This is a genomic window from Altericroceibacterium spongiae, assembly GCF_003610805.1.
In the GTDB taxonomy this organism is placed as follows: domain Bacteria; phylum Pseudomonadota; class Alphaproteobacteria; order Sphingomonadales; family Sphingomonadaceae; genus Altericroceibacterium; species Altericroceibacterium spongiae.
Genome location: NZ_RAPF01000011.1, coordinates 20462 through 47225 on the forward strand (window position 1 = coordinate 20462; position 26764 = coordinate 47225).

General features: G+C 60.2%; 27 protein-coding genes and 1 riboswitch. Of the genes, 14 read left to right on the forward strand and 13 right to left on the reverse strand.

The features are described 5' to 3' along the window. Positions 1–44 precede the first annotated feature (44 nt). The 3 genes from D6851_RS15335 to D6851_RS15345 all read left to right on the forward strand — a co-directional run bounded on the left by D6851_RS15335 (position 45) and on the right by D6851_RS15345 (position 3017). Entirely contained in the window at positions 45–1628 is a 1584-nt protein-coding gene (locus D6851_RS15335; protein WP_120325780.1) for a bifunctional GNAT family N-acetyltransferase/carbon-nitrogen hydrolase family protein, read from the forward strand. A 3-nt stretch (positions 1629–1631) separates the two neighbouring features. Then, positions 1632–2585 carry a 1-phosphofructokinase family hexose kinase gene (locus tag D6851_RS15340; RefSeq protein ID WP_120325781.1) on the forward strand — a complete coding sequence of 318 codons (954 nt, stop codon included), beginning with the start codon at positions 1632–1634 and terminating at the stop codon, positions 2583–2585. Between the two features lie 126 nt (positions 2586–2711). Continuing rightward, on the forward strand, positions 2712–3017 hold the full coding sequence (locus D6851_RS15345) for an alkylphosphonate utilization protein (RefSeq protein ID WP_120325782.1): 306 nt from the start codon (positions 2712–2714) through the stop codon (positions 3015–3017). A gap of 91 nt (positions 3018–3108) precedes the next feature. Here D6851_RS15345 and D6851_RS15350 read toward each other — a convergent pair whose 3' ends face one another. Both D6851_RS15350 and D6851_RS15355 read right to left on the reverse strand, forming a co-directional pair. Then, a complete protein-coding gene (locus tag D6851_RS15350) occupies positions 3109–3669 on the reverse strand; it encodes a fasciclin domain-containing protein (protein WP_183030132.1) in 561 nt (186 codons plus the stop codon). Positions 3670–3856: 187 nt separating this feature from the next. After that, a complete protein-coding gene (locus D6851_RS15355) occupies positions 3857–4294 on the reverse strand; it encodes a COG3650 family protein (protein WP_120325784.1) in 438 nt (145 codons plus the stop codon). 93 nt (positions 4295–4387) lie between these two features. On the opposite strand from D6851_RS15355, the gene D6851_RS15360 reads away from it, so the two are divergent. Continuing rightward, positions 4388–4873 carry a YaiI/YqxD family protein gene (locus D6851_RS15360; RefSeq protein WP_420797112.1) on the forward strand — a complete coding sequence of 162 codons (486 nt, stop codon included), beginning with the start codon at positions 4388–4390 and terminating at the stop codon, positions 4871–4873. A 41-nt stretch (positions 4874–4914) separates the two neighbouring features. Here the strand turns inward: D6851_RS15360 and D6851_RS17825 are convergent, their stop codons facing one another. After that, entirely contained in the window at positions 4915–5070 is a 156-nt protein-coding gene (locus tag D6851_RS17825; RefSeq protein WP_183030133.1) for a hypothetical protein, read from the reverse strand. 46 nt (positions 5071–5116) lie between these two features. Further along, complete coding sequence (locus D6851_RS15365) at positions 5117–5419, reverse strand: hypothetical protein (RefSeq protein WP_210210377.1); 303 nt, start codon at positions 5417–5419, stop codon at positions 5117–5119. Between the two features lie 193 nt (positions 5420–5612). On the opposite strand from D6851_RS15365, the gene D6851_RS15370 reads away from it, so the two are divergent. Beyond that, positions 5613–6077 (forward strand): GFA family protein, encoded by a 465-nt coding sequence (locus tag D6851_RS15370; RefSeq protein WP_120325828.1) that lies wholly within the window; start codon positions 5613–5615, stop codon positions 6075–6077. Between the two features lie 406 nt (positions 6078–6483). Here the strand turns inward: D6851_RS15370 and thiC are convergent, their stop codons facing one another. From thiC to D6851_RS15385, 3 genes are all read right to left on the reverse strand, one after another. Beyond that, positions 6484–8352, reverse strand: a complete 1869-nt coding sequence (thiC, locus tag D6851_RS15375; protein WP_120325785.1) for a phosphomethylpyrimidine synthase ThiC — start codon at positions 8350–8352, stop codon at positions 6484–6486. A gap of 26 nt (positions 8353–8378) precedes the next feature. Further along, a complete protein-coding gene (locus D6851_RS15380; RefSeq protein ID WP_120325829.1) occupies positions 8379–8774 on the reverse strand; it encodes a hypothetical protein in 396 nt (131 codons plus the stop codon). A gap of 47 nt (positions 8775–8821) precedes the next feature. Then, a riboswitch (TPP riboswitch) is annotated at positions 8822–8927 on the reverse strand. Positions 8928–8965: 38 nt separating this feature from the next. Beyond that, a complete protein-coding gene (locus D6851_RS15385; RefSeq protein ID WP_120325786.1) occupies positions 8966–9514 on the reverse strand; it encodes a pseudouridine synthase in 549 nt (182 codons plus the stop codon). 136 nt (positions 9515–9650) lie between these two features. Here D6851_RS15385 and D6851_RS15390 point away from each other — a divergent pair, with 136 nt between their 5' ends. Continuing rightward, complete coding sequence (locus D6851_RS15390; protein ID WP_120325830.1) at positions 9651–10328, forward strand: spermidine synthase; 678 nt, start codon at positions 9651–9653, stop codon at positions 10326–10328. A gap of 9 nt (positions 10329–10337) precedes the next feature. Here the strand turns inward: D6851_RS15390 and D6851_RS15395 are convergent, their stop codons facing one another. Further along, the gene (locus D6851_RS15395) at positions 10338–11240 is read right to left on the reverse strand and encodes an EamA family transporter (protein ID WP_120325787.1); all 903 of its coding nucleotides are present in this window, start codon (positions 11238–11240) and stop codon (positions 10338–10340) included. A 106-nt stretch (positions 11241–11346) separates the two neighbouring features. On the opposite strand from D6851_RS15395, the gene D6851_RS15400 reads away from it, so the two are divergent. Next, positions 11347–11820, forward strand: a complete 474-nt coding sequence (locus D6851_RS15400; RefSeq protein WP_120325788.1) for an Lrp/AsnC family transcriptional regulator — start codon at positions 11347–11349, stop codon at positions 11818–11820. 83 nt (positions 11821–11903) lie between these two features. Here the strand turns inward: D6851_RS15400 and D6851_RS15405 are convergent, their stop codons facing one another. After that, positions 11904–13751, reverse strand: coding sequence for a DUF885 domain-containing protein (locus D6851_RS15405; protein WP_120325789.1), 1848 nt, complete (start codon positions 13749–13751; stop codon positions 11904–11906). A gap of 99 nt (positions 13752–13850) precedes the next feature. Then, a complete protein-coding gene (locus tag D6851_RS15410) occupies positions 13851–14336 on the reverse strand; it encodes an amidohydrolase family protein (RefSeq protein ID WP_238474147.1) in 486 nt (161 codons plus the stop codon). A 192-nt stretch (positions 14337–14528) separates the two neighbouring features. On the opposite strand from D6851_RS15410, the gene D6851_RS15415 reads away from it, so the two are divergent. Next, positions 14529–16568, forward strand: a complete 2040-nt coding sequence (locus D6851_RS15415) for a S9 family peptidase (RefSeq protein WP_238474148.1) — start codon at positions 14529–14531, stop codon at positions 16566–16568. A gap of 75 nt (positions 16569–16643) precedes the next feature. Here D6851_RS15415 and D6851_RS15420 read toward each other — a convergent pair whose 3' ends face one another. Beyond that, complete coding sequence (locus D6851_RS15420; protein WP_120325792.1) at positions 16644–17501, reverse strand: MipA/OmpV family protein; 858 nt, start codon at positions 17499–17501, stop codon at positions 16644–16646. A 122-nt stretch (positions 17502–17623) separates the two neighbouring features. Between D6851_RS15420 and crtY the strand changes: the two genes are divergently transcribed. Genes crtY through D6851_RS15440 form a run of 4 tightly spaced genes read left to right on the forward strand, consistent with a single transcriptional unit; the run spans position 17624 to position 21913 of the window. Then, positions 17624–18811 (forward strand): lycopene beta-cyclase CrtY, encoded by a 1188-nt coding sequence (gene crtY / locus D6851_RS15425; RefSeq protein WP_120325793.1) that lies wholly within the window; start codon positions 17624–17626, stop codon positions 18809–18811. Further along, positions 18808–20316 carry a phytoene desaturase gene (locus D6851_RS15430; protein WP_238474149.1) on the forward strand — a complete coding sequence of 503 codons (1509 nt, stop codon included), beginning with the start codon at positions 18808–18810 and terminating at the stop codon, positions 20314–20316. Before crtY ends, D6851_RS15430 begins: the two co-directional genes overlap by 4 nt. Further along, a complete protein-coding gene (locus tag D6851_RS15435; RefSeq protein WP_120325794.1) occupies positions 20313–20894 on the forward strand; it encodes an LOG family protein in 582 nt (193 codons plus the stop codon). The genes D6851_RS15430 and D6851_RS15435 overlap by 4 nt, the downstream gene beginning before the upstream one ends. Positions 20895–20899: 5 nt before the next feature. Further along, positions 20900–21913 carry a phytoene/squalene synthase family protein gene (locus D6851_RS15440; RefSeq protein ID WP_120325795.1) on the forward strand — a complete coding sequence of 338 codons (1014 nt, stop codon included), beginning with the start codon at positions 20900–20902 and terminating at the stop codon, positions 21911–21913. 9 nt (positions 21914–21922) lie between these two features. On the opposite strand, the gene D6851_RS15445 is transcribed toward D6851_RS15440, so the two are convergent. Further along, positions 21923–23179 carry a multidrug effflux MFS transporter gene (locus D6851_RS15445; protein ID WP_120325796.1) on the reverse strand — a complete coding sequence of 419 codons (1257 nt, stop codon included), beginning with the start codon at positions 23177–23179 and terminating at the stop codon, positions 21923–21925. A gap of 131 nt (positions 23180–23310) precedes the next feature. On the opposite strand from D6851_RS15445, the gene dinB reads away from it, so the two are divergent. Then, positions 23311–24435, forward strand: a complete 1125-nt coding sequence (gene dinB / locus D6851_RS15450) for a DNA polymerase IV (RefSeq protein WP_120325832.1) — start codon at positions 23311–23313, stop codon at positions 24433–24435. 134 nt (positions 24436–24569) lie between these two features. Here the strand turns inward: dinB and D6851_RS15455 are convergent, their stop codons facing one another. Next, positions 24570–25523 carry a LysR family transcriptional regulator gene (locus D6851_RS15455; protein WP_210210378.1) on the reverse strand — a complete coding sequence of 318 codons (954 nt, stop codon included), beginning with the start codon at positions 25521–25523 and terminating at the stop codon, positions 24570–24572. Positions 25524–25562: 39 nt separating this feature from the next. Here D6851_RS15455 and D6851_RS15460 point away from each other — a divergent pair, with 39 nt between their 5' ends. Continuing rightward, positions 25563–26729, forward strand: coding sequence for an MFS transporter (locus tag D6851_RS15460; protein WP_120325798.1), 1167 nt, complete (start codon positions 25563–25565; stop codon positions 26727–26729). Positions 26730–26764: the final 35 nt, after the last annotated feature.

Here is a 26764-nt window from a genome sequence, read left to right on the forward strand (position 1 = left end):
AGTCAATGCGTGGACTTGAACTCAACTCCTCCTATATGTCGGGAATGGATTCAACCAAGGCAAAACTCGTTATCCGGCCAGCCTCTCCCAAAGATGCGGCCGCCATCGTCAGACTTTCCGCCAAGGTTTACGGCAGCGCCGATGCCTATACACCCGCACAGGTACGCGGGCAGATCAATAATTTCCCCGACGGGCAGCTTGTCGCGGAATATGAAGACAAGGTCGTCGGCTATTGCGCGACCATGATCGTCTCCGAAGAAATCGCCATGGCCCCGCATACGCTGGCCGAAATCACCGGCCAGGGCTTCGCCATGCGCCATGACGAGGAAGGCGATGTGCTCTACGGTATAGAGGTCTGCGTCGATCCCGATTACCGGCGCCTGCGTATCGGCCAGCGTTTTTATCGCAAACGGCGCGAATTGTGCCAGTATTTCGAGCTGAAAGGGATCGTCTTTGGCGGCCGGATGCCCGGCTATGCCCGCCGCCGCCGTTCCTATCCCGATCCGCAATCCTATCTCGCCGCGGTAATCGACAAGAAGGTCCGCGATTCGGTCATCAATTTCCAGATGAATCAGGGCTTCCAGCCGCAGGGCGTGCTGCGTAATTACGATCCGACCGACAAAGCGAGCGGCGGCCATGCGGTGCTGATGCTGTGGCCCAATCCGCTCGCGCCCGAGGAAAGCAACCGCCGCGCACGCGGCACCGGCACGCGCCTGCCCTCTTCGGTACGCGTGGCGACCGTGCAATTCATGATGCGGCGCATTTCCAAAATCGACGAATTCGAAGAACAGGTCGAATACTGGACCGATGTGGCATCCGATTACGGTGCCGATTTCGTGACCTTCCCCGAACTCTTCACGCTCGAATTGCTGTCGATCCCGGAAAAGCCCCTGCCACCCTCCGAAGCCATTCAGGAAGTCGCCAATTATACCGAGCGCTTTCTCGCTTTCATGGAAAGGCTGGCAGTCAGCTATAATATCAACATTATCGGCGGCTCGCATCCGACCCGGATGGAGAACGGCGAAATCCGCAATATCTGCTATGTCTTCCTGCGGGACGGGGCGGTCTATAGTCAGGAAAAGCTCCACCCTACCCCGTCGGAGCGGCGCTGGTGGAACATTAAGGGCGGCCACGGGGCCGAAGCGATTCCCACCGATTGCGGCCCGATCGGGGTAATGATCTGCTACGATTCCGAATTTCCCGAACTCGCCCGCCATCTCGTCAATCAGGGGGCGATGCTGCTTTTCGTGCCCTTCTGCACCGATGAGCGGCGCGGCTATCTGCGGGTCCGCTATTGTTCGCAGGCGCGTGCGGTGGAAAATCAGTGCTATGTCGTCACTTCCGGCGTGGTGGGCAATATTCCCAATGTGGAGAATATGGACATCCACTATGCCGAAAGCGCCGTGCTGACGCCCTCGGACTTTCCCTTTGCGCGAGACGGGGTGGCGGCCGATACTGCCCCCAATACCGAAACCATCGCCATTGCCGATCTGTCGATCGCCGATCTGCTGACCAGCCGCCAGAGCGGCGCGGTGCAGAATCTCAAGGATCGCCGCTTCGATCTGTATCGGGTGGACTGGAAATACGGTATGCCCGACCATTCCGAAGCACGCAGCGACACGATCTGAGCCATGCAGCACCCGGTCGTCACGCTTACGCTCAATCCCGCTCTGGACGGCGCCTGCGAAGCCGATGCGGTGATCCCCACCCATAAGATCCGCACGCGCAATCAGCGTTACGATCCCGGCGGCGGAGGCATCAATGCGGCGCGCGTGCTGGCCGAGCTGGGGCAGGATGTCTGCGCAGCCTTCCTTTCGGGCGGGGCGTCGGGTGCGATGTTGCAGGATTTGCTGCGCGAAAGGCAACTGCCTTTTCACCCGCTGCCCATCGCCGGGGAAACCCGCCGCAGTCTGGCGGTTTATGAAACCGCTTCCGGGCAGGAATATCGTTTCGTTCCCGAAGGCCCGCTGGTTTCCGCGCCCGAATGGCAGGGTGTGCTGGCTATGGCCGAAGCGATGGACGATGGCTGGCTTATTGCCAGCGGCTCGCTGCCGCGCGGCGTGCCCGAGGATTTCTACGGTCGTCTGGCCGCGATTTGCGGGCGCAAAGGCACCGCTCTGGTGCTCGACACATCCGGCCCCGCCCTCGCCGCAGCTCTGGAAGCAGGCGGCCTCGCCCTTATCAAACCGAGCCAGAGCGAATTCGAGGATCTGACCGGCCAAACATTCTCCGACGAGGCTTCTCTCGGCGAAGCGGCCTGTGCACTGGCGGCACAGGGCAAGGCGCAGCATATCGCAGTGACGCGCGGGGCGAAGGGCGCCGTGCTGGCACATGGCGGCGGCTGGATCGCTTTGCCTTCTCCCGAAGTCGAAACCCGCAGCGCCACCGGTGCGGGCGACAGTTTCATCGCCGGTATGGTTCACGGGCTGATGAGCGAAAGCGATCTGACCGCCGCGTTCCGCTGGGGCCTTGCCGCCGGCGCCGCCACAGCCATGACGCCCGGCACCGAATTATGTCATCGCAAGGATGTCGAGCGGCTGGTGAAGCAACTGGCGCAAAGCGATATCCCGAAGCATCACTGCTGAACACTCAAGGCGCTCCTGCCCTGTCGCGCCGTATATGGCTGTTGCAAACCCCGGCACCCCGCCCGCTTGCAAAGACCGGAAAAGCCGCTAGGCACCGGCCATCATGACGGTAAGGGGAATTCAGCAATGAGTGCCGATGAGGAATATGTGTTCGACGAGGAAAGCGGCGACTGGATGCCCGCTTCCGAATATGCCGCAAAACAGGCTGCGGCCGATCAGGTGGAAGTGCGCGACGCTGTCGGCAATATCCTCCAGGATGGCGATCAGGTCACGCTCATCAAGGATCTGACCGTCAAAGGTGCCGGGCAGACGCTCAAACAGGGTACGCTCATCAAGTCGATCCGGCTAACCGGCGACCCGCAGGAAATCGACTGCAAATATCCCGGTATCAAGGGCCTCGTTCTGCGGGCCGAATTTGTGAAGAAGCGCTGATCGGGCTTCAGGGTCGGAAGCCTGGCCGCACCGATGCACAAAAAAGGGCCTCGTTTCCGGGGCCCTTTTCGTTTCGGACATCTGCCGGCAATCAGTCGGCCAGCACCGTGTCGATCGTGTAAAGCACACCGTTGGAGGCTTCGGCGCCTTCATCGGTAAGCTTGGCCTTGTGGCCGTCTTCATCGGTCAGCGTGATCGTATCGCCATCCTTCGATGCGGTGATGGTGTCACCTTCCACCGTTTCCAGTTCGGCCTTGCCGTCACCATCTTCGATCGCTTTCGCAAGCGCATCGGAACCGAAAGCGCCCTTCACGATGTGAGCATTGATGAGTTCGCCCAGATCGTCCTGTTCATCGGGCGTCATCAGCTTGTCGAGCTTGCCCGCAGGAAGCTTTTCAAAAGCGGCGTTGGTCGGGGCGAAGACGGTGTAGGGACCGTCGGCGATCAGGCTGCCGCCCAGCATGGCGGAGCGGACGGCTTCCAGGAAGGTGGAGAGATCGTCATTCTCACCGGCCACGGCCGCAATCGGACCCGGACCCGTGGGCTCAGGCGCGGCTTCTTCGGTCTGTGCGGCTTCCGGGGCCGGTTCCGATCCGCAGGCGGCCAGTGCGAGCGTGGCTCCGGCGAGAAGCGGAATGGCAAGACGTTTCATTTTTCGAGCTTCCTCTTGATTTCGGTCTTGAAGACGAACCGGACGGCTCGCCTGTTGAGCAGATGCGGACTCAGCCCGCATTTACACGCTCTCCGATGTCGCACCGCAACGCAGCATGCAAGGTATCAATCGACGAAACGGTATTTGTATACCGTGTTTTCGTATTCAAATTCGGTTTTGTCCTATTTCAGGGCGTTTCCGGGCCTTCGAACGGCTCGCTATCGGTCCATGCACAGCCATATAAAGTCTCGGCCGCGAGTTTCAGCGTAACCGTAAAAGGATAGGTCCGCCCGGACATGCCATCGCTGCACGTCCCCGGCGTCACCATCATATCCAGTTCCATCCCCTCGAGCCGCCCGCTAAGCGAAAGTCCGCCGCGCCCGCCGAAGCGCGACACGGTGATCGTTTCGCCATCCTGCCATTCAGGCGTGGAATAGGTCAGCGTGCTGCCTTTGGCTTCGCCGCCCCAGAAAGGCTCTGTGCCGGTGAAATGCAGCGTTTCATGCTCGGAAATACCGGCATAGGGCTGATTGTCGGACTGATCCCCCGGCACAGCGGCATTATTGCCCGAGGAACAGGCCATCAGCAGGGCGCAGGCGCAAAAGGGCGTGAAACGCAGTATCATGCCGCGAATATTTGCGGATATTTGTCCGCAAGAGCAAGCCTGTCTGTCACAAAGCTCGACACAAGGCACCGCCTGCTTCACAGGCATAGAGCTATGGCAACACAGTCTCCGGCCCCCTCCCTGTGCATTCTGGTGGATGCCGATGCCTGCCCGGTGAAGGAAGAGGTCTATAAGGTCGCGCTGCGCCATAAAGTATCGGTGCGGATCGTCAGCAACAGCCCCTTCCGCATCCCGCAAAGCCCGCTGGTGCGCCGCGTGGTGGTGGATGACGGTTTCGATGCGGCGGATGACTGGATTGCGGGCGAGGCCGATCGCCATACAGTGGTCATCACCGCCGATATTCTGCTGGCCGAACGCTGCGTGAAAGCCGGGGCATCTGTGCTGGCCCCCAATGGCAAACCCTTTACCGCCAGTTCCATCGGCGGCGCCGTCGCCACGCGCGCCATCATGGCCGATCTGCGCGCCGGGCTGGACAGTGTCGGCGGCCCGCCGCCCTTTTCCAAGGCAGACCGGTCGCGTTTTCTCTCCGCGCTGGACACGATGCTGGTGCGGCTGAAACGCGGGCTTCCGCCTGCCTGATTGCCCGAGGCGAGCCTGACGAGCGCTTCGGGCGGCGAGGATCAGCCCGTTTTCTTCGCCTTATGCGCGGCGATCAGTTCATCGAGTTCGGCAATCCGGTTGCGTTCGCTCGTGCCTTTGGGGAGCCCTTTCAGCCGGCATGTGGCCCAGAGCGCCTTACGCTCCGATTCCAGATTTTTGAGATAGAGATCGGCCATAAAAACTCCGTGACATGGCCCGGCCGCGATGCGCCGGGCAGGAACCCTAACGCATGAGGCGGCGCTGATTGGCCCTGACCGGCCTGCGGTAATGGGTAATTGTGCGGCGCATCATTTTTTCGGGCGTTGTAGGCCCTGCCGTGGCCAGTTTCATCGCCAGCCCCATATTGGCGTCGATCTTCTCGCTCACCATTCGCTCTGCTTCATGCTCGGCCAGTTTGCCGCCCTGCATCATCCGCATGGAACGCAAAGCGATGACCGAGCAGGATTCCGCCCATAGCTGCCAGCTCGTCACACCCAGCTCCATCCAGCTGGTCAGAGGGTCGCTCGAGGGGGTTGTGCGCGGCATGGATAGAATCGCCTTCCTGTAAAAGCGCCCCGGAAGGCGCAGCATAAAGATTACGGTCGGCGAGCCGAGCAGTTTCCGCAACTGCGAAGAAACACGTAAGCAGTTGCGGGAAGGGCCCCATAGAGCTCTTGTGCGGAAGGTGCAATATGGCAGTGTGCAAACATCCCGCCCCGGCACAAAAGGACATATTGCCATGAGTGACACGCCCGCAGACACCCCTCTCTCCTCCGCAACCGCGCCCGACGCACCGGTTTCCGGACGTTGCCTGTGCGGTGCGGTGGAGATTGTGCTGGAAAAGCCCGATCCGGCGATCAATGTGTGCCATTGCGCAATGTGTCTGCGCTGGGGCGGCGGCCCTTTCGCGGCGGTCCGCGCCGCAAATCACTCCATCGCGGGAGAGGACGCGGTGCATATTTATCGCTCTTCCGACTGGGCCGAACGCGCCTCCTGCCGCGAATGCGGATCGTCCCTGTGGTATCATTATCTCCCCGACGGCCACCTCTCTTTCGCCGCAGGCCTGTTCACCCCGCCCGCTTATATGGCGATATCCGAACAGATTTTCGTGGACGAAAAGCCGCACTGGTACGATTTCACCCAGCAAACCCCGATGAAAACAGGCGCAGAGATCATCGCCGAAACCAAAGCGGCTGAGGGGTAAGGGTTATGGAAGGAGGAGATGCTGACGAAACCATTCCGCCAGCTCTTCTTCCGAAAGTTCACCGGCAGCGATGGTAAGGACGGTATCGAATGCTTCTTTGGGTGTAAAAAAGAGGTTTTGTGCATTCAATCTGAGAAAAAGACGCGCAAATATCTATGGAGGTCGTTGACGTATTCGTCAGCTATCCGTTCCGAAATACCCGTTCCATGCCTCCCGCAGCGTGGCCCGATGCTCTGTTCCAGGCGATTATGCCATTGACTTCGGCTGGCCGGAAGCCGCGATTGCGGGCTGGCGCCAAGCTGCACAACCGGATTTTCACCCTAGCCCGATCACCAACAAAAAGGGGCGGCAGCTTGCGCTCCGCCCCTCTCCGGTATCACCTCTGGTCAGCGTGAGAACCGACAGGTCAATCCTCCGCCTTCACATATAATTCCCCGCCGGTTTCGCGGAATTTTTCGCTCATTTCCTCCATGCCCTTTTCATCCTCGGGCTTGAGTGCGGCGGCGATTTCCTCGCTGGCGAGGTAGCTGTCCGAATTCTGCTTCGCCGCGAACTCGCGGACTTCCTGCGAAATTTTCATCGAGCAGAATTTGGGGCCGCACATGGAACAGAAATGGGCAGTTTTGGCGCCTTCTGCGGGGAGAGTCTGATCGTGATATTCTTCCGCCGTTTCGGGATCTAGCGACAGGTTGAACTGGTCGCGCCAGCGGAATTCGAAACGTGCGCGGGAAAGTGCATCGTCGCGCAATTTGGCCGCCGGGTGGCCCTTGGCAAGATCGGCCGCATGGGCGGCGAGCTTATAGGTCACCACGCCAACCTTCACGTCGTCCCGGTCGGGCAGGCCCAAATGCTCCTTGGGCGTGACATAGCAGAGCATCGCCGTGCCGTACCAGCCGATCTGTGCGGCACCGATTCCACTGGTAATATGGTCGTAACCCGGCGCAATATCGGTGACGAGCGGGCCCAATGTGTAGAACGGCGCTTCACCGCAAGCCTCGAGCTGCTTCTCCATATTCTCCTTGATCTTGTGCATGGGCACATGGCCCGGCCCTTCGATCATCACCTGCACATCCTGCTCCCAGGCGCGCCTGGTGAGTTCGCCCAAAGTGTACAGCTCGGCAAACTGCGCTTCGTCATTGGCATCGGCGATCGAACCGGGGCGCAGACCGTCACCCAGCGAATAGGCGACATCATAGGCTTTCATGATTTCGGTGATTTCGTCGAACCGTTCATAGAGGAAGCTTTCCTTATGATGAGCGAGGCACCATTTCGCCATGATCGAGCCGCCGCGGCTGACGATCCCGGTCACGCGCTTGGCCGCCATCGGCACGAAGGGCAGGCGCACCCCGGCATGGATAGTGAAATAATCCACGCCCTGCTCGGCCTGTTCGATCAGCGTATCGCGGAACACTTCCCAGGTGAGATTCTCGGCCACACCGCCGACCTTTTCCAGCGCCTGATAGATCGGCACGGTGCCGATGGGCACGGGGCTGTTGCGGATGATCCATTCACGCGTATCGTGAATATTGCGACCCGTGGAAAGATCCATCACCGTATCGGCGCCCCAGCGGGTCGACCAGACCATCTTGTCCACTTCCGCCGCCACATCGGAGGCCACGGCGCTATTGCCGATATTGGCATTGATCTTGACCAGGAAATTGCGCCCGATGGCCATCGGTTCGCTTTCCGGGTGGTTGATATTGCTGGGAATGATCGCCCGTCCGCGCGCCACTTCCTCGCGGACGAATTCGGGCGTCACATGATCGGGAATCGCCGCGCCCCAGCTATTACCGTCTTTCGCGGCATCGGCGCGCGCCTGTTCACGCCCGAGATTTTCACGTGCCGCGACATATTCCATTTCGGGCGTGATGATACCTTTGCGGGCATAATGCATCTGGCTGACATTCTGCCCGGCTTTGGCGCGCAAGGGACGGCTGACGACCTGCGGGAAAGCAGGCACACCGCCAGAGCGGTCCGGCCCGAGCTGGCCGTTATCTTCCGGCTTGATCGCCCGGCCGTCATAATCCTCCACATCGCCGCGCTGCATAATCCATTCGCGGCGCAGAGGCTGAAGCCCGGCGGCAATGTCGATCTGCGCGGCAGGGTCGGTATAAGGGCCCGATGTGTCATAGACACGCAGCGGTGGCTCTCCGCTGGAAGGTTCCAGATCGATCTCGCGCATGGCGACCTTGCGATCACCGACATAGACCTTGCGGCTGCCCCTGATGGGGCCGGTCGTCACACCGATTTCGAGACGGGAATTGATATCGGCCATGGGGAATGTCCTTGAAAAAATGAAACTTATAAACGGGCAAAGGCGAGCAGAATGAAAGCTGCACCGAGGAAAACGGAAAAGCCGGGCCAGACACTGCCGGCCTTGCCGAGAAAGCGGCGGGCAAAGCCCATGACCCGCTCTCCGCTGGCCAGGATCAGCACGCCTTCGATCACCATCAGCCCGCCGATCACGCTCATCGCGATGGCCAGCCAGCTACGATATTGCGCTCCGCAGACGAGATAGATCAGCGCGCCGAAACCGATGCACAGGATACCGGCAAGGAAGCGCAGGCCGGGGGATTTTTCGAAATCCTCCAGCATAGCGGCCCAGCCGCCCGGATTGCGCAATTCGCCCATACCGGCCGCCAGCGCATAGAGCCCGAGAAACAAGGCTATCCAGCTCGGCAGATCTTGGGGGGTCACACGCAACGCTCCTCTCAATCGAGGAAGCGGATCGGGATTTACGGAATCACTCCTACCCGGCCACTCCCTCCGCCCGTCCTAACGGGTTCAGGTTCAACGGGTCGTAGGGTGCGAAACCTACCTCTCAGCCACGCGGCTCCCCGGGGTCATTCCTTCATAAAGACTTTTGCCGTGAGAAGAAAGGGGGCGTCTCACAGAGAAATTTCACGCCATTCGCCCGGTGCGATATCGGCCAGTGTCCAGTCACCGATCCGCCAGCGCACCAGCCGCAAGGTCGGGTGGCCTACCGCCGCCGTCATCCGCCGCACCTGCCGGTTACGCCCCTCGCGCAAAGTGACGGAAATCCAGCAATCGGGCACATTCTTGCGGAACCGCACCGGCGGATTGCGCAGCCAGATATCGGGGGACTCCATTCGCTCCGCCTGTGCCGGGCGAGTCGGGCCGTCCTTTAGCATAACGCCCCGGCGCAACCGCTCGAGCGCTTCCTCTTCGGGGATTCCCTCCACCTGCACCCAATAGGTCTTGGGCGATTTGAAGCGTGGATCGGCAATCCGCGCCTGCAGCCGGCCATCGTCGGTCAGCAGCAGCAAACCTTCGCTGTCCCGATCGAGCCGCCCGGCAGGATAGACACCGGGGATCGCAATATAGTCAGACAGGGTGGCGCGTTTTGTGGGGCTGCCGCGATCGGTGAATTGCGACAGCACGCCATGCGGCTTGTTGAACAGAATAAGCCGCGCCATGTCTTTCGCATCTCCCTGCTATGCGGCGCCCTCTCTAAAGGCCGTGCGATCCTGCGGCAAGTACGCCAAAAGGCTCGCCTTTAAAGAAGTGACCGGCTATCGGCAGCGCATTCTTTTCATTGCAGGCTGTTTCTTCATGATCCCTCTCGAACATCTCGGCTCGGCACAGGTGCCCGGTGGCGAGGAATTGCGCCTTTACCGGCGCGGCCAGGATTTCATGATCCAGCTTGACCGGAACGAGTTGATGAACAGCCGGATGAGCGGCTCCGAAGAAGCTTTGTCCGATATGACGCTGGAGCGGCTGGGCCACCGCGCAAAACTGCATATGCTGATCGGCGGCTATGGCATGGGCTTCACCCTGCGCGCCGCGCTCGCCCGGCTCGATCAGGATGCCAGAGTGACAGTGGCCGAACTGGTCCCCGAAATCGTCGAATGGGCGCGCGGGCCGATGCAGGCGCTGACCGCTGGCTGTCTCGACGATCCGCGCGTCAAGCTGGCCATGCGCGATGTGGCCGAACTCATCATGAGCGCCAGTGGCGTTTATGACGCCATCCTGCTCGATGTCGATAACGGCCCGGACGGGCTGGTGCGCGATGAAAATGACCGGATCTATTCGCGCCGCGGCCTGGCCAATGCGCGGGCTGCGCTGAAACCGGGCGGGGTGCTGGCTATCTGGTCCGCTGCGCCGGATGAAACTTTCAGGAACCGCCTCAAAAAATCCGGTTTCGACGTCGATGAAGTCGCCGTGCGGGCACGCAGCAATGGCAAGGGCCCGCGCCATGTGATCTGGTTCGCCCGGAAGAACGGACTTTAGGGCCCGGCTCTATTCCGGCAACAACTCGGTTCGTTTCACCCGGTTACGCGCCTTTATGTCGCTTAGTGTTACGCCGATGGATGCACAGATAATCAGGCCGATGGCGCCCCAGTGAAGCAGCGGCAGCCTTTCGCCCATCAATATCAGACCGATCAGCGCCCCGATGGCCGGTTCGAGACTGGTCAGCGTGCCAAAAGTCTGCGGCGGCAGGCGGCGCAGCGTGTACATTTCCAGCGAATAGGGCAGCGCGCTCGACAACAGGCCCACCGCCACGGCGATGCCCAGCACCGGCAGGTCGAGCAGCTTTGTACCGGCATGGGCAATGCCCACCGGAAGAACCAGTATCGCCGCGACGATCATGCCCAGCGAGGCAGCCATGGCGCCATGATCGTGCCCGGCCCGGCGCCCGGTGAGGATATATAAAGCCCAGCACACGCCCGCCCCCAGTGCGAAAGCCGCCCCCGTCGGATCGACCCCGGCCATATCCCTGCCGATCGGCAACAGAATCAGGAGCCCGATTGCAGCGCATCCGACCCAGACAAAGTCCAGCACTCGGCGCGACGAACAGATCGCCACAGTCAGCGGCCCGCTAAATTCCAGCGCCAGTGCCACGCCCAGCGGCAGCGTTCGCAGCGACATATAGAACAGCAGATTCATGCCGCCCATGGCGAGGCCGTAAAACAATACCGGTTTCCAGTTGAAACGGGAGAAACGCACGCGCCATGGTCGCAGCACGGCCGCCAGCATGATCGCGGCGAAGAAAAGACGCAATGTCGTGGTGCCCTGCGCCCCGACGGCGGGAAAGAGCTGTTTGGCCAGCGTTACACCGCAGGCAATGGACAGCATGGCGCAGATCAGCACTGCAACCGGCACCAGCGACGATCCCGCTCCGTTTTCCTGCGCTTTGTTCATCCGGCACACTTTCGAAAAGGGGTAATCCGGGTCAAATAGTGTTTTACCTCGCCAAAAGGGATCGAAGTTTCGTAAAGCGTGATAAATTTTATCACGCAGGCGCAATATGGCCGGAACACCCAGACTCGACGCGATCGATCATAAGATACTGGAGCAGTTGCAGCGCGATGCGCGGCAACCCATGGAAAAGCTGGCCGGCCGCGTGGGCCTGTCCGCCCCGGCCTGCTACCGCCGGGTGCGCCGTCTGCGCGAAACCGGCACCATTCTGCGCGAGACGGCCATTGTCGATCCGCGCGCGATGGGCTGGAATCTGAGCATGATCGTGCTGGTCGCGCTGGAACGGGAAGATGTTCGCACGGCGGATAATCTGATGCGTCGTCTGGAAGCCGAGCCGCAGGTTACCGAAGCAGCGCAAATCACCGGAGAACATGATTTTGCGGTCAGAATCATAGCCCGCAGCATGGAAGATTACGACATGCTGACCCGCCGCCTGTTCGTGGAAGACGAGCATGTGCGCAGTTTCGAAACGCTGGTCATCTATCGCCAGTCGAACAAGGCCCGTATCTTTCCGCCCGCCTGACCGTGTCAGCCCATACCCTGCCATGGATGCAGAGACCGGGATCGGGGTTTTGCGCGTCAGCCCGTCCCGGATGACAATAAAGCTCAGCTCTCCGACGCTATCCAGCGGTCGATCTTTTCTTCCAGAACGGGCAGCGGCAAAGCGCCCGTGCCCAGCACCTGCTCGTGAAATTCGCGAATGTCGAACCGGTCACCCAGCGCTGCTTTAGCCTTGTCGCGCAATTCCTGAATTTTCAGCGCTCCGACCTTATAGGCCAGAGCCTGACTGGGCATGGCGATATAGCGTTCGACCTCGGCCGTAGCATCGGTACGCCCCATGCCCGAATTGGCCAGCATATATTCGATCGCCTGATCGCGGGTCCAGCCCTTGGCATGAAGCCCGGTATCGACCACCAGCCGCATGGCACGCAGCATTTCATCGTCGAGCGTGCCGAAACGCTGATAGGGATCATCATAGAAGCCCATCGGATAACCCAGCGTTTCGGCATAAAGCCCCCAGCCCTCGACATAAGCCGTATTGCCGCCAAACCGCATGAAACTGGGCAAAGCGTCATTTTCCTGCGCAAGGCTGATCTGGAAGTGGTGGCCCGGCGCCCCTTCATGCAGATAGAGCGTGGTTTCGCCCGGCGTGGTCCGGCTCGGCAGATCATAGGCGTTGAAATAGAAGATACCGGGGCGTGAACCGTCCGGCGTGCCCGGCTGATAGGAGCCGCCCGCTTCGAATTTTTCGCGGAACGGTTCATAGGGGCGAATTTCCAGCGGCGCTTCGGGTGTTTTGGAGAAGAAGGCCGGAATCTTTTCATCCACCGCCTTGCCGATAGCATAATAACGCTGCGTCAGATCCTCCCGGCTTTTCGGTTTGAACTGCGGATCGGTGCGGATAAAATCGAAAAATTCCTGCAAGCTGCCGTCAAAGCCGACTTCGGCCTTCACTTTTTCCATTTCATTCTTGATCCGCGACACTTCGCTCAGGCCCAGATTATGGAGATAATCGGGGGACAGAGGCAGCGTGGTCGTCTGTTCGATCATCTGCTTGTACAGCGCCGCACCGCCCTTCATCTGCGAAAGACCGACACTGTCGCGCGCAGCGGGCAGATAGGTGCTCTTGAGAAAATCGCGCATACGGCGGTTGGCCGGATAAAGCTGATTGGCGATCACATCGCGATATTCCGCCGTCAGACGCTGTTTGTCTGCATCGGAGAAACTGTCCGGAAACTGCTTTACCGGCCCCCAATAGGGCGATTCTTCAACCGGCTGAGCAAGCTGTGTATCGAGCTGTTCGATCACATTGCGAATGGTAAGTTTGGTTTCTACCACACCGCTCGCCATGCCTTCGCGCATCAAGGCAATGCCCCGGTCTGTCAGTGCGACATAATCCTTATGGCGCTTCAGATTATTCTCGTAATCTTCCAGTGTCCTGAACGGCGCAGCGCCCTTCCCACTGGCGAAAGTGGGGTAGAAAGTGTGGAAGCCGGTGAAATGGTTGATCGGCCGCACCTCCGTCAAAGCGAGAATTTCGGGCGTCAGATTTTTGAGTTTCTCACTCTGGTCATAGGCAAAGACATCATAAGCGATCTGATCGGTTTCGTTGAGCGTATCGCGGTCGATCCGTTGCAGCGCCGCCAGCGCCTTCCGGGCATTGGCCCGCTCGGTATCGTTATATTCCGGGGTGTAGTAATTGCCGAGCCGGTCGGCATAGCGCATGTCTCCCCGGAACAGGGCGTTCAGCGGATTATTGGCCAGATTGGCTTCATCGGCAGCCGCAAAAACGGCAAAAAGCCGGTCATGCGCGGTGGCAGGCTCTCTCGCTTCCGGAGTGCCTGACGCGTCGGTGGCACTGGCGGTAGCCGGGGCTTCGTTCTGCATGGTGGTGCAGGCGGCGAGCGGCAAGGCCGCTACAGCGCCAAGCAAAGCGGTGCGGATGGAAATCATGATACGGTTCCCCTGTTCCTTCAATAAGGCATAGCTGCCGGCAGAGCCGAACCCGAAATTCCCCTGCGGCCCGGCCAGACAGCATCGATGACCGGCAGGCTACTCGATCACCCGGCCCCGCACCATCACCCAGTCAACATTTTCCAGCAGGGCTGCATTGTCGAGCGGATTACCTTCGAGTGCGATGATATCGGCCGAATAGCCCGGTGCCAGACGGCCGATTTCTTTTCCCATTTCAAGCACCTGAGCGGCAATAATGGTGGCGCTCGCCACCGCTTCGCGGCTCGACATTCCGGCATCCGTCAGCAGTGCGAATTCCCCGGCATTGCGGCCATGCGCGAACACGCCCGCATCGGTGCCGAAAGCGATGGTGACACCGGTCGCGCTGGCCTGCCGCACGGCATCGCCCAGCCGGTCCGCCACGGCGCGGATCTTCTCCTCGACAACCGGGGTGTAAATGCCTTGCCCCAGCCCCTCGCCCACGCTTCTGATCGCCATCAGCGTCCCGGCGGCCACAGGCTGCGACGCGATCAAACCTGCCCCTGCCATGGCGAGCCATGCCGCCAGCCTGCCTGTTGCTCTCATTCGATACCCCATTGCTGCTGCACGGCAGCATGCGAATGGCCGGGCGGTTCGGCAAGCCCGTTCGAAAAGAGCGACATGGTCGGCCAAGTGATATGATTTGAAACATAGCCGGGCGTTGCCTCCCCATGCGGCCGGACTATGCTGGCACGATGCGCCGCATTGCCGGCCGTTCAACAGGGGAGACTTATTTTCGTGAATGCTTTCAAACTTTTATGCCTCGCATCGGCGCTGGTCGCACCGGCCAGTGCCCTGGCCCGCCCGCTGACCGCAGACGATATTGCCCGGCTGGAAAGCGTAAGCGCGATGGATGTCGCCCCCGATGGCACGCATATTGCCTTCACCACACTGTCCCGCCCCGATGTCACACAGGGCGAAGCAGATGGCAAAGCACGGCATCAGCTCAAGGTCATGAGCGCTGCGGGCAATGCCCGCGCTTTTCTGCCCGAAGAAGTGAATGCAACATCTGTCACCTTCTCGCCGGACGGGCAGACCATCGCTTTTATCTGGGCGAAAGATAAGGAGAAACCTGCGGTCTGGGGCATTCCGGTCGATGGCGGCGCACAGCGTAAGCTGGCAGAAATCGCGGATAGCGCGGTAAAATCCTTCGTCTTTTCTGCCGATTCCAGCACCCTTTATATGCTTGCCGGCGCTGCCCCCGATACGCAGCGAAAGGCCGAAAAAGACAGCGGCTTCGATGCCGTGGTCTATGAGGAAGAATTACGGTTCAATCGCCTCTTCGCTGCAAAATGGGGCGATACTGTCGACGCGGAACCGCGCGAAATCACCATTCCCGGCTATGTCAGCGCGATCAAGCTGGCCTCTGACGGCCGTTTTGCCGTAATCGCCGGAGCGCCTACACCCCTAATCGACGATGCTTATACGTCCAAACGAATCAGCCTGTTCGATCCGGCGAAAGGCGAGATTATCCGCACAATCGAAACACCCGGCAAAATCGGCGACTTCGAAATTTCGCCCGATAATACGCATATTGCGCTGATTGCAGCGGTGGATGAACACGATCCGGCTGCGACCACGCTACATCTGGTCGATGTCGCCACGGGGCTGACCCGCGCGCTTAATGCCGGTGCACCCGAAGCGGCGGTCGATGCCGAATGGATGGCCGATGGCAGGCTTGCCGTAGCAATCCATCAGGGCACACAGAGCCTGCTGCGCTTCTATACCGGCAACGGCAATATGGCGCAGGAAATCGATCCCGGCGATCTGATTATCACCGCTCTGGATTCAGGCGGCAATCGTCTGGCGGTGAAAGCCGACACACCGGATCATCCCAGCGAGCTTTATCTGCTGAATTATCAAAGCTTCGACAGGTGGACCACGCATAATCCCTGGCTATCCGAAATCGATTTCGGCGCACAACGCAGCTACACTTACACCGCCACAGACGGCCAGCAGATCGAAGGCATTCTGATCGAGCCGGTTGGCGGGATTCCGGCTGGCGGCGCGCCCACCATCATGGATGTGCATGGCGGCCCCGAGAGCCATGAATCGAATGGCTGGCTCACCGCCTATTCGATGCCGGGGCAGGTGGCGGCCGGAGAAGGCTATGCCGTCTTCCTGCCCAATTATCGCGGCTCCACCGGCTATGGTGTGGATTTCGCGAAACAGCATCAGGCCCGCTATACCGATCCCGAGTTTCGCGACATCGTCGATGCCAAAGCCGCTTTGGTGGCGGACGGTATTACCGACCCTGCACGCACCGGCATTACCGGCGGGTCCTATGGCGGTTATGCCTCCGCCTGGGGTGCGACAGCGCTGAGCCAAGAATTTGCCGCATCGGTTATGTTTGTCGGAATTTCGGACCAGATAAGCAAATTCGGCACAACCGACATTCCCAATGAAATGCATCTGGTCCATGCGCTGAAATGGCCGTGGGAAGACTGGCAGGGCATGCTAAATGTCAGCCCGATTTACCATGTCGATAAAGCCGACACGCCGCTGCTCATTATGCATGGCGATTCCGATCCGCGCGTCAGCCCCACGCAAAGTTACGAGCTGTATCGCAATATCAAGGTGCGCAAGCCCGATCTGCCATTGCGCCTCGTGCTGTTTCCGGGTGAAGGGCACGGCAATCGCCGGGCGGCTTCGCGCTATGACTATAATCTGCGCATGATGCGCTGGTTCGATACCTATCTGAAAAGCGGCAATCGCCGGGCGCCTTTGCCGCCATCGCGCCCGGCCCTGCCCGTATCGGTGAGCGGGGCCACAGACTGACTGCGCCGTTCCCGCGATACGAAAAAGGGCGCCCGGCCTGCCGGCGGGGCGCCCTTTTTCATCGATAAAGACTCGTCAGAACGTGTAGGCGATCCCGGCGCCGCCCATCCACTGATCGGCATCGCCGCGAATGGAAGTAATCGGCGAATGCTTGGCATCGTCGAGCATGCGCGAATAGCCGCCGAGCACGAAAATCGCCATGCCGCCATTGGTAAAGTCACCGTCGAGATCAAAACCGGCAATCGCATTGAGGCTGGCCGACTGCCAGCCGCCCTTGGCCTGATATTGCGGCAGCCCGCTGGCTACGGAACCCGCCGGACCGATCGAATAGTAATAATCCATGTAATCGTCATCGCCATAATCGGCGCTCAATCCCACAGCGGTCTGAATCCCCCGGCTGAGCGGAGTCCTGTAGGATATGGAAGGCGAAATGGTCATACCGCTATGCGCGCCCAGCACATCCCATTTGGCATTCACACTTAAATTCAGTTCGTCATAGCCGTGAAGGATACCGGGGAAAGTCACACCCACAGACGGGCCGACTTCCAGCGCCGTATCCAGCTCACCCAGCTGTTTGACCACATCGTCCTTGATCCGGCCTGTGCGGTCATTGCGCAGGCGGATAACTGGCCCTGCCTGAAAATTCGGACTGGAATCGCTGTCATCGATCAGGTCGAGCGAGACACCGCCGGCAGTCGGGTTGATACGAACGCCTTTGAACTTACCCCGTATCAGGGGAAAGACATTCATCTTGTAATCATCCGACCCGCTATAGCTCGGTGTATAAATACCCCCAACGCTGACGGTCAGATAATCGCCGGCCAGAACATTCTCTTCCGGCAGATCATTATCCGCATCCTGTGCCAGGGCGGAATGGCTGGTAAAAGCCATAGCCAGCATCGCCGTACCGGCACATAATAGCTTCTTGCGCATATTCTAAATTTAACCCCTTCGCGTAATGCTGTTTGCAACGGATCAAACGGGTGCTGGTTCCGGGCAGGTATTTGCTTTTGCTGAACTTGCACCCGTTGAACGATCAGCTAAAGCCTTGAGTAATGACCAACAGCAGCCACGATGTTCTGATCCTTGGAGGAGGCTTGTCGGGCGGGTTGATTGCCCTTGCCCTGCATCAGCATCGTCCCGGTCTGTCGGTCTGTCTCGTGGAAAGCGAAGACCGTCTGGGCGGGCAGCATCGCTGGAGCTGGTTCGCCAGCGATCTGGGCACGGCCGGCACCGCGCTGATGGATCACTTTCCGCTCCATCGCTGGGATGATGGCTATGATGTCAGATTTCCCCGGCGCGAACGCCATCTCGCCACACCCTATCGTTCGCTGGCCTCTGCCGATTTCGACCGGACTTTGCGGGCTATCCTGCCCGCAGACGCGCTGTACTGCGGCATACGCGCCACGGAAGTCGAGGCCGGACGAGTCACGCTGGAAAATGGGAAGATTCTTACCGCCCGCGCTGTGATCGACTGCCGGGGGCAGGTGGAAAGCGATGCACTCGAATGCGGTTATCAGCTTTTCCACGGCCACCATATCCGCACCGTGCGGCCACATGGCCTTACCCGGCCCCTTATCATGGATGCCACGGTGCGCCAGCATGACGGTTATCGCTTCGTCTATTCACTGCCGCTCGGCCCGCAGGATATTTTCATCGAAGATACCTATTATGCCGATCGTCCGCTGCTCGATCGCGAAACGCTCTGGGCGCGGCTCGAAACCTATGCACAGGCCCATGAGTGGCAAGGGGAAACGCTGAGTGAAGAAAGCGGTATTCTGCCCGTTATCACGGGCGGCGATTTCGACCGTTTCCAGCGCGACCAGCGCATTCCGGGCGTCGCTGTGGCGGGTATGCGCGGCGGCTTCAGCCATCCACTGACCAGCTATAGTCTGCCACTGGCCGCCGCCAATGCCATCGCCATCGCTCTGGCGACCGATTGTTCCGGCCCGGCCCTTGCCGTCATGCTCGAACACAGGGCCCAGCGACACTGGCGCGACACCGCTTATTATCGGCTGCTCGGCAAAATGCTGTTTCAGGCTGCGGAACCGCAAGAGCGTTATCGGGTGTTCGAACACTTTTACTCCATGCCGGAAACGCTTATCGAACGATTCTACGCCGCTCGTTCGACACGGGTCGATCGTTTGCGGATTCTTTGCGGGAAGCCTCCAGTGCCGGTCAGCCGGGCATTGCTGGCTCTCCTGAAGCAACAGGCCGGTACCGTAGAAAGGCAGGACGCATGAGCGCCGCCGCAACAGATATGAGTGGCAAGACCGCCTGCATTATCGGATCGGGCTTTGGCGGACTGGCGCTTGCCATTCGTCTGCAGAGCGCAGGCATTGCCACAACCGTGCTCGAAGCGCGCGACAAGCCGGGCGGCCGCGCTTATTACTGGCAGGAAGACGGGTTCACTTTCGATGCCGGGCCGACCGTCATCACCGATCCTGCCTGTCTCAAGGAATTATGGGGCCTCACGGGACAGGATATGGCGCAGGACGTCGAACTGATGCCGGTCATGCCCTTCTACCGGCTCAACTGGCCCGACGGGACCAATTTCGACTATTCGAATGACGATCTCGCCTTGCGCCGGGAAATCGCCCGGCTCGATCCCGCCGATATCGCCGGATATGAGGAATTCTGCGATTATGCTGCCGGGGTATATCGCGAGGGTTATCTCCGGCTCGGCTCGGTTCCGTTTCTCGATTTCACCAGTATGGTGAAGGCCGCCCCGGCCCTCGCCCGCTATCAGGCCTGGCGATCGGTCTATGCGATGGTTTCGAAATATGTCTCCAGCGAAAAGCTGCGTGAAGCATTGAGCTTCCATACGCTGCTCGTCGGCGGGAATCCGATGTCGACCAGCGCGATCTATGCGCTGATCCACACGCTCGAAAAGGAAGGCGGCGTGTGGTGGGCGCGCGGCGGCACCAACCGGCTGATCGCCGGCATGGTGCGCCTGTTCGAACGGCTCGGCGGACAGATCCGGCTGAACGATCCGGTGGTAAAAGTGCACACGCTCGGCAATCAGGCCACCGAGGTGGAAACCGCCGCCGGCTGGCAAAGCGCTTTCGATGCGGTAGCCAGCAATGCCGATATCATGCATTCCTATCGCGATCTGCTGGGCGATACGGCACGCGGGCAGAAAATGGGCCGTTCGCTTGCCAAGAAACGCTTTTCCCCCAGCCTGTTTGTGGTCCATTTCGGGATCGAAGGGCGCTGGCCGGGCATTCCCCATCATATGATCCTGTTCGGACCGCGTTATAAGGGATTGCTGGACGATATTTATACGCATGGCGTGCTGCCGCGCGATTTCTCCATCTATCTCCACCATCCGACCGTAACCGACCCGACTATGGCGCCCGAGGGGATGAGCACGTTTTATGCTCTTGTGCCCGTGGCCCATCAGGGCAAATTGCCGGTCAACTGGGACGAAGTCGGGCCGCTGCTCGAAAAGCGCATTCTTGACGAAGTGGGCCGCCGTCTGATTCCCGATATTCACGACCGGATCATGACCTGCTTCCACTATGCGCCGAGCGATTTCACACAGGATCTGCATGCCCATCTGGGCAGCGCGTTCAGCCTCGAACCGACACTGACGCAAAGCGCCTGGTTTCGCGGTCATAATCGCGACGATATGATCAAAAATTTTTACCTGACCGGAGCAGGCACGCATCCAGGCGCCGGTATTCCCGGCGTCGTGGGCAGCGCCAAGGCAACCGCCGGTCTTATGATTGAGGATATGCTCGAATGAAATATCTGGCCGTCTATTGCGGCTCTGCTTCTCCCGACGATACGAATTATGTCGAACTCGCCCGCGAGACGGGCCGCATTCTGGCCGAGCGCGGAATCGGCGTCGTCTATGGTGGCGGTCGTCTCGGTATGATGGGTGCGCTCGCCGCCGGAGCACTCGATGCAGGGGGTGAAGTGATCGGCATCATCCCTGACAGGCTCGCAGGCAGCGAAGTCGCCAATACCGATTGCACCGAACTGCATATCGTGAAAAGCATGCATGAACGCAAACAAGCCTTTACCGACCGCTCGGACGGGTTCCTGACCCTGCCCGGCGGGGTCGGCACGATGGACGAATTATGGGAAGCGGTGAGCTGGGCGCAGCTTGGCTATCACCATGCGCCGGTCGGCCTGCTCAATGCCTATGGCTTTTATGACAGCCTGATCGCCTTCCGTGACCATATGGCACAAATTGGCTTTGTTCGCCCGGCCCATCGCGATATTCTCATCGCCGAAAGCGAGCTGGAACCGTTGCTGGACCGGATGGAAGCCTATCAACCGCACACCCCGATCTTCGCCATGAAAGCGGAGGAGCTTTAAGACATATGCCGCGCCCCCGCCTTCTTGCCCCCTCGCGCATTTTGCGCAGCACGCCCCGGCAAGTGGGCGGAGGCCGCCAGCGTGACGTGCTGGTGGAACAGGCCCATGCCTCCATCGCACGCGGCTCGAAAAGTTTCTCCGCCGCATCCGCCCTGTTCGACAAGGCAACGCGGGAACGGGTCTGGCTGCTCTATGCCTGGTGCCGACGGTGTGACGATATTGCCGACGGGCAGGATCATGGCGGCACACTCCATCTGCATGACAAGCAGGTAGACCGCATCAAGGGGCTGCGGGTCCTCACCCATCGTGCGCTGGAAGGCCAGCCGACGGCGGAAATCGCTTTCGACGCTTTCGGCCAGGTGGCGATGGAAGCGAATCTGACGCAGGATCTCGCCGACGATGTGCTGGACGGTTTCGCTCTCGATGCGGAGGAATGGCGCCCGCGCAACGAAGGCGACATGATGCGCTATTGCTATCATGTGGCAGGCGCGGTGGGCGTGATGATGGCGCAGGTCATGGGCATTGCGCCCGATGATACCGAAACGCTCGACCGGGCCTGCGATCTGGGCCTTTCTTTCCAGCTCAACAATATCGCCCGCGATATTTACGAGGATGACGCCGCCGGGCGCTGCTATCTGCCCATCGAATGGCTGGTGGAGGAGGATATTCCGCCGGGCCAGCATATGAAGCCAGCCTATCGCGCCAAGCTGGTCGAACTGGTGGGCCGGATGCTCGATATGGCTGAACAACATGAAGCGGCTGCGCGTTACGGCGCGCGCAAACTCGCTTTCCGCCAGCGCTGGGCCATTCTGTCCGCAGCGAATATTTACGGCGCCATTGGCCGCAAGGTCCGCAAGCTGGAAGGCAATGCCTGGGATCATCGCGTAGTGATCTCCAAAGCCGCCAAGGCCCGCTATGTCAGCCGGGCTTTCTGGCAGGCCCTGCGCCCTGCGCCGGAGCCGGAAACCTATCCCGAATGGGCCCGCAGCACACTGGTGGAACTGGCCCGCGCGGACTGACCCGCCCTGTCACTCGTCCACTTTCCTCGGCCCGTGGAGCCGCCGGAACAATACGCCTTTCTCGCTGAACAGCACCAGCAGCAGCGCGCTGGTCGAACAGATCACCAGAGCCGTGGCGAAAGGATGCGCCGTGCCGTCATAGGACTGGCCGATAATCAGCCCGACAATCGCCGCGCCGAACATGCGGAAAAAGCTCTGGATCGAACTCGCCGCCCCGGCAATCGAAGCGAAAGGCTGCATCGCGATCGAGCCGAAATTGGCGCCCAGAAAGCCGAGCAGAGCCAGATTGGTTGCCATTAGCGGCAGGAACCAGACGAGCTGCGCCGGGTGATTATAGGACACCCATATCTGCCCGAGGCTGACCGCGATAAAAATCAGCACCCCCGTATGTGAAACGCGTCTGGCCCCGAACCTTTCGACGATCCGTGAATTGATGAGGTTGGAAACCACCATCATCGCTGCCGTGCCGCCGAAGACCACCGGGAACCAGTCTCCCGCACCGAAATGTTCGCCGATCAGTTGCTGCGCGCTGTTCACATAGCCGAACACGGCCCCGATCAGCAGGCTGGTGCCCAGCACATAGCCGATCGATGCACGGGTGCTGAGCGCCGCCCACATATTGCGCGTGATGACAGGAACGTCGATTTCCTGCCGGTTATTCGGGTCCAGCGTTTCCGGCAGGCGGAGCCACACCCAGATAGCGGCCATCAGCGCGAGGACCGACAGAATTACGAAAATCCAGCGCCAGCCGGCAAAGAGCAAAACCGCCTGCCCGGCGCTGGGCGCAATCACCGGCACGGTAATGAACACCGCCCCGACGATCGATAGCAGTCGCGCCATCCTGTCACCTTCATAGCGATCCCGGATAATGGCGTTGGGCACCACGATCAGCCCCGCCGTCAGCAGGCCCTGCATACCGCGAAACACGAGCAGCAGGGTAAAGTCATGCACGAAGGAGACCGCCAGCGAAAACAGCGCATAGGTCACAAGCGCGAAAAGCAGCACGGGCCGCCGCCCGAAACGGTCGGCAAAAGCGCCCGGCACCAGTGTTCCCAGTCCGCCGCAAAGCAGAAAAACCGCCACCACAAGCTGGCGCTGATTACCTTCCACCGCATTGAGTTCGCGCGCCATATTGTCGAGCGCAGGCAACATGCCGTCAATCGTCAGCGCATGCAGCGACAGCATGAAAGCGACCAGAAAGATCAGTTCACGCTGGCCGATTGTCTTCGCCGGAGAATTTGCAGGGGACATGGTGTTCGAACTCATACGATGTGCCCTAAACGGCTGACCGAGGGAAGGAAATGCGATTTTTGAATCGCGGAACATTACGTGGACAAAAGCCATGAAAACGGGATGACGAAAGCGATCCTGGCGCTTACATTCCCGTCATGTCGCGTATGCCCCGTGAACAGCCTGTAGCATCGCATTCGCCCGAAGGCGAGGCCGATGGCTTACGGAAAATCATCCATGTCGACATGGATGCTTTTTTCGCCAGCGTGGAGCAGCGCGACAATCCCGAACTGCGCGGAAAACCGGTGGCGGTGGGTGGCGCTTCGGGCCGCGGCGTAGTGGCGGCAGCAAGCTATGAAGCACGGCAATATGGCGTCCGCTCGGCCATGCCCTCGGTCACGGCAAAGCGCAAATGTCCCGATCTCATTTTCTGCAAATCGCGATTCGATGTCTATCGCGCCGTATCGGATCAGATCCGTGCCATTTTCCATTATTACACGCCACTGGTCGAACCGCTCAGCCTCGATGAAGCCTATCTCGATGTGACCGAGGATATTCGCGGAATCGGTTCGGCCACCCGCATTGCCGAGCTGATCCGTGCCGATATTCTGCGTGAAACGCAGCTCACCGCAAGCGCGGGCATCTCCTACAACAAATTCCTCGCCAAACTGGCGAGCGATCAGAACAAGCCCGACGGCATGTGTGTGATCCGTCCCGGACAGGGTGCTGCCTTCGCCCATAGCCTGCCCATCCGCCGGTTCCACGGGGTCGGCCCGCGCGGGGCAGAAAAAATGGCCCGGCTGGGGATCGAAACCGGGGCCGATCTGGCACAAAAGGATCGGGTGTTTCTCCGCAGCCATTTCGGTTCTTTCGGCGATTATCTGTTCCGCGCGGCCCGCGGGATCGACCTGCGCCCGGTCCGCGCGCATCGCATCCGCAAGTCGGTGGGCGGCGAACGGACCTTTCAGCAGGATATTTCCGAGGATCATGCCCTGACCGAAACGCTCGACACGATTGCCGATATCGTCTGGGAACGGATCGAACGCGCCGAAGCCAGGGGCAAGACGGTAACGCTGAAACTGCGCTATAACGATTTCCAGACGATCACCCGCGCCCGCTCATTGTCGAAATGCGTGGAGGACAAAGCCGAATTCACCGCCATAGGCCATGCGCTGCTGGAAGAAACCCAGCCCCTCCCTCTCCCGATCCGCCTGATGGGCCTGACGCTCAGCAATCTGGAAGGCGCGGAAGAAGAGGAGCCGGAAGATACGGCGCAACTCTCTCTTTTATAGATGGTGTGGCCGGTTTTGGACTCAAATGATCTGACCCGGCTAACCGAAGCAGGTTACCGGTCATTCCGGCCCGCCCTGCCGCCAGAAATATAACGCCCGTTCCGGGTGTCTTTGCCACGCCATTGACGCTGGCTCTACAATCCCTGATTTTCCGGTTTCAGATGGCTAGCCATGAACTCGACAAAAGCTCTGAGTTTCGGCGTCACCTGACGACTGGCCGGCCACAGCACACTGAACTGTTCGACTTCCCGGATATGACTCTCAAGCAAGGAGACCAGTCGGCCATCGGCAATTTCCTGTCGAACGGCGAAGGGCGGCAGACAGGCGATGCCCCGCCCGGCTACGGCAAGATAGATAAGCGGATCGACGGCGGTCGCGCTCATTGTTTCCGGCAGGGATTTTCCTTCAGATGCCAGAGGCCAGGGACGCAGCTTGCCAGTCGTTGGCGAACGCTGACGGAGACAGTGATGTCGTGCCAGATCAGCCGGCGTGCCCGGCGTGCCATGCGCTTTCAGATAGTCGGGTGCAGCAACGATCCGCGAACGAAAGCGACCGACATTGCGGCTCATCAGCCTGCTGTCCGAAGGCTGCCCGGTGCGGACCACCACATCGAACCCTTCCTCGATCACATCGACCAGCCGATCGCTAAAATCGAGATCAAGCTGGACTTCGGGATAGGCCGCCATGAAGTCGGCCAGAACCGGCGTCAGCAACATCGCCACCAGCGGCAAGCTGATACGTAGCCGCCCCCTCGGCGCAACATGTGTCTGTGCCAGCTCCGCATGGGCGGCCTCCATTTCCGCTAAAATACGCTGACACCGCTCCAGAAACATGCGCCCCTCTTCGGTCAGCGCCATATTGCGTGTGTTGCGGTGAAAGAGCCGCACCTGCAACTGCTCCTCAAGCCGCGCAACGGCTTTGCCAACGGCTGAGGCCGTCAGACCGAGCTGCCGCCCTGCCGCGACGAAGCTACCGGCTTCAGCCGTCTGAACGAAGGCACTGAGGGCAGTGAGATAATCCACCTGCGCATAATAGCGGAATTTTCTTCTGTAGTCACCGGAACACAGGCCTGTTTTTCCGCTACGCACCGCCGCGTACCCCTTCGCGTTCATCGCAAGGAGAAAATCATGAGCGCCACACCTGACCGGCTGCACCTTGGCGGGCTTCTGGCTCTGGCCGCTGGAAGCTTCGTCACCATCCTGACAGAGGTACTGCCCGCCGGGCTGCTGCCACAGATCAGCTCAACGCTCGGTGTCAGTGAGGCGCTCGCCGGGCAATGGGTGAGCATCTATGCATTGGGCTCTCTGGTCGCGGCTATCCCGCTGACAGCGGCAACCCGAAACTGGCGAAGGCGACCCTTATTGCTGATCGCGATCATCGGTTTCGCACTGGCTAACGGGGTGACGGCAGTGTCGCCCAGCTTCACCATATCGCTGGCCGCGCGGTTTGTCGGCGGCCTATCGGCGGGATTGTTGTGGGCACTGTTGGCGGGCTATGCCATACGCCTTGCTCCCGGGCCGCTGGCAGGGCGCGCCATGGCAATCGCTATGGCCGGCACGCCGGTTGCGCTTTCGCTCGGCATCCCGCTGGGGACCGCCATCGGCAATCTGACTGGCTGGCGGATGGTTTTCGGCGGATTGAGCGGAGCAGCCCTGCTGCTGGCGAGCTGGATAGCGCTGCGGCTGCCGGATTTTCCCGGTGAGCCTCCGGCACACCGTCCTTCGCTGCAACAGGTCTTCGTTTTACCGGGTGTCCGCCGGGTATTGCTGCTGACCCTGTGTTTCGTTCTTGCCCATAACGTCCTTTATACCTTCATCGCGCCGTTGCTCGCACAGGCAAGGATGGTGGGCCAGACGGATCGCGTGCTGCTCGTTTTCGGTCTCGCCGGCATGGCCAGCATCGTCATGACCGGTGCACTGATCGACCGGCATCTGCGCAATTTGACCCGGGCCGGTATCGCCCTGTTCGCATCTGCCGCAATCCTGCTCAGCGCGAGTGTCCTGCCCTTCGCCGTCTATATAGCAGCGCTGGCATGGGGGCTGGGTTTCGGCGGAGCCGCCACTGTGTTGCAAACCGCATCGGCACGCGCGGCAGGGCGTGCCGCCGATGTGGCACAGGCCATGATTGTAACCGTCTGGAACCTGGCGATTGCCGGCGGTGCGATCCTGGGTGGAAGCCTTCTCAATATATTCGGTGTGCAATCACTGACCTGGGCCGCGCTCGCTCTTCTCAGCATAGCTGCCGCAACGGTAGTTCGCCCCGCGGTCGTATGGCGACTGTCAGGCGACAGGTGAAGCAGCAGGACAGCTATTCCTGCTTCACATACAAA

Coding starts and splice junctions, on each gene's coding strand:
- D6851_RS15335 (WP_120325780.1), top strand. CDS start 45: ATGGATTCAACCAAGGCAAAACTCGTTATCCGGCCAGCCTCTCCCAAA.
- D6851_RS15340 (WP_120325781.1), top strand. CDS start 1,632: ATGCAGCACCCGGTCGTCACGCTTACGCTCAATCCCGCTCTGGACGGC.
- D6851_RS15345 (WP_120325782.1), top strand. CDS start 2,712: ATGAGTGCCGATGAGGAATATGTGTTCGACGAGGAAAGCGGCGACTGG.
- D6851_RS15350 (WP_183030132.1), bottom strand. CDS start 3,669: ATGAAACGTCTTGCCATTCCGCTTCTCGCCGGAGCCACGCTCGCACTG.
- D6851_RS15355 (WP_120325784.1), bottom strand. CDS start 4,294: ATGATACTGCGTTTCACGCCCTTTTGCGCCTGCGCCCTGCTGATGGCC.
- D6851_RS15360 (WP_420797112.1), top strand. CDS start 4,388: ATGGCAACACAGTCTCCGGCCCCCTCCCTGTGCATTCTGGTGGATGCC.
- D6851_RS17825 (WP_183030133.1), bottom strand. CDS start 5,070: ATGGCCGATCTCTATCTCAAAAATCTGGAATCGGAGCGTAAGGCGCTC.
- D6851_RS15365 (WP_210210377.1), bottom strand. CDS start 5,419: ATGCCGCGCACAACCCCCTCGAGCGACCCTCTGACCAGCTGGATGGAG.
- D6851_RS15370 (WP_120325828.1), top strand. CDS start 5,613: ATGAGTGACACGCCCGCAGACACCCCTCTCTCCTCCGCAACCGCGCCC.
- thiC (WP_120325785.1), bottom strand. CDS start 8,352: ATGGCCGATATCAATTCCCGTCTCGAAATCGGTGTGACGACCGGCCCC.
- D6851_RS15385 (WP_120325786.1), bottom strand. CDS start 9,514: ATGGCGCGGCTTATTCTGTTCAACAAGCCGCATGGCGTGCTGTCGCAA.
- D6851_RS15390 (WP_120325830.1), top strand. CDS start 9,651: ATGATCCCTCTCGAACATCTCGGCTCGGCACAGGTGCCCGGTGGCGAG.
- D6851_RS15395 (WP_120325787.1), bottom strand. CDS start 11,240: ATGAACAAAGCGCAGGAAAACGGAGCGGGATCGTCGCTGGTGCCGGTT.
- D6851_RS15400 (WP_120325788.1), top strand. CDS start 11,347: ATGGCCGGAACACCCAGACTCGACGCGATCGATCATAAGATACTGGAG.
- D6851_RS15405 (WP_120325789.1), bottom strand. CDS start 13,751: ATGATTTCCATCCGCACCGCTTTGCTTGGCGCTGTAGCGGCCTTGCCG.
- D6851_RS15410 (WP_238474147.1), bottom strand. CDS start 14,336: ATGAGAGCAACAGGCAGGCTGGCGGCATGGCTCGCCATGGCAGGGGCA.
- D6851_RS15420 (WP_120325792.1), bottom strand. CDS start 17,501: ATGCGCAAGAAGCTATTATGTGCCGGTACGGCGATGCTGGCTATGGCT.
- crtY (WP_120325793.1), top strand. CDS start 17,624: ATGACCAACAGCAGCCACGATGTTCTGATCCTTGGAGGAGGCTTGTCG.
- D6851_RS15430 (WP_238474149.1), top strand. CDS start 18,808: ATGAGCGCCGCCGCAACAGATATGAGTGGCAAGACCGCCTGCATTATC.
- D6851_RS15435 (WP_120325794.1), top strand. CDS start 20,313: ATGAAATATCTGGCCGTCTATTGCGGCTCTGCTTCTCCCGACGATACG.
- D6851_RS15440 (WP_120325795.1), top strand. CDS start 20,900: ATGCCGCGCCCCCGCCTTCTTGCCCCCTCGCGCATTTTGCGCAGCACG.
- D6851_RS15445 (WP_120325796.1), bottom strand. CDS start 23,179: ATGAGTTCGAACACCATGTCCCCTGCAAATTCTCCGGCGAAGACAATC.
- dinB (WP_120325832.1), top strand. CDS start 23,311: ATGCCCCGTGAACAGCCTGTAGCATCGCATTCGCCCGAAGGCGAGGCC.
- D6851_RS15460 (WP_120325798.1), top strand. CDS start 25,563: ATGAGCGCCACACCTGACCGGCTGCACCTTGGCGGGCTTCTGGCTCTG.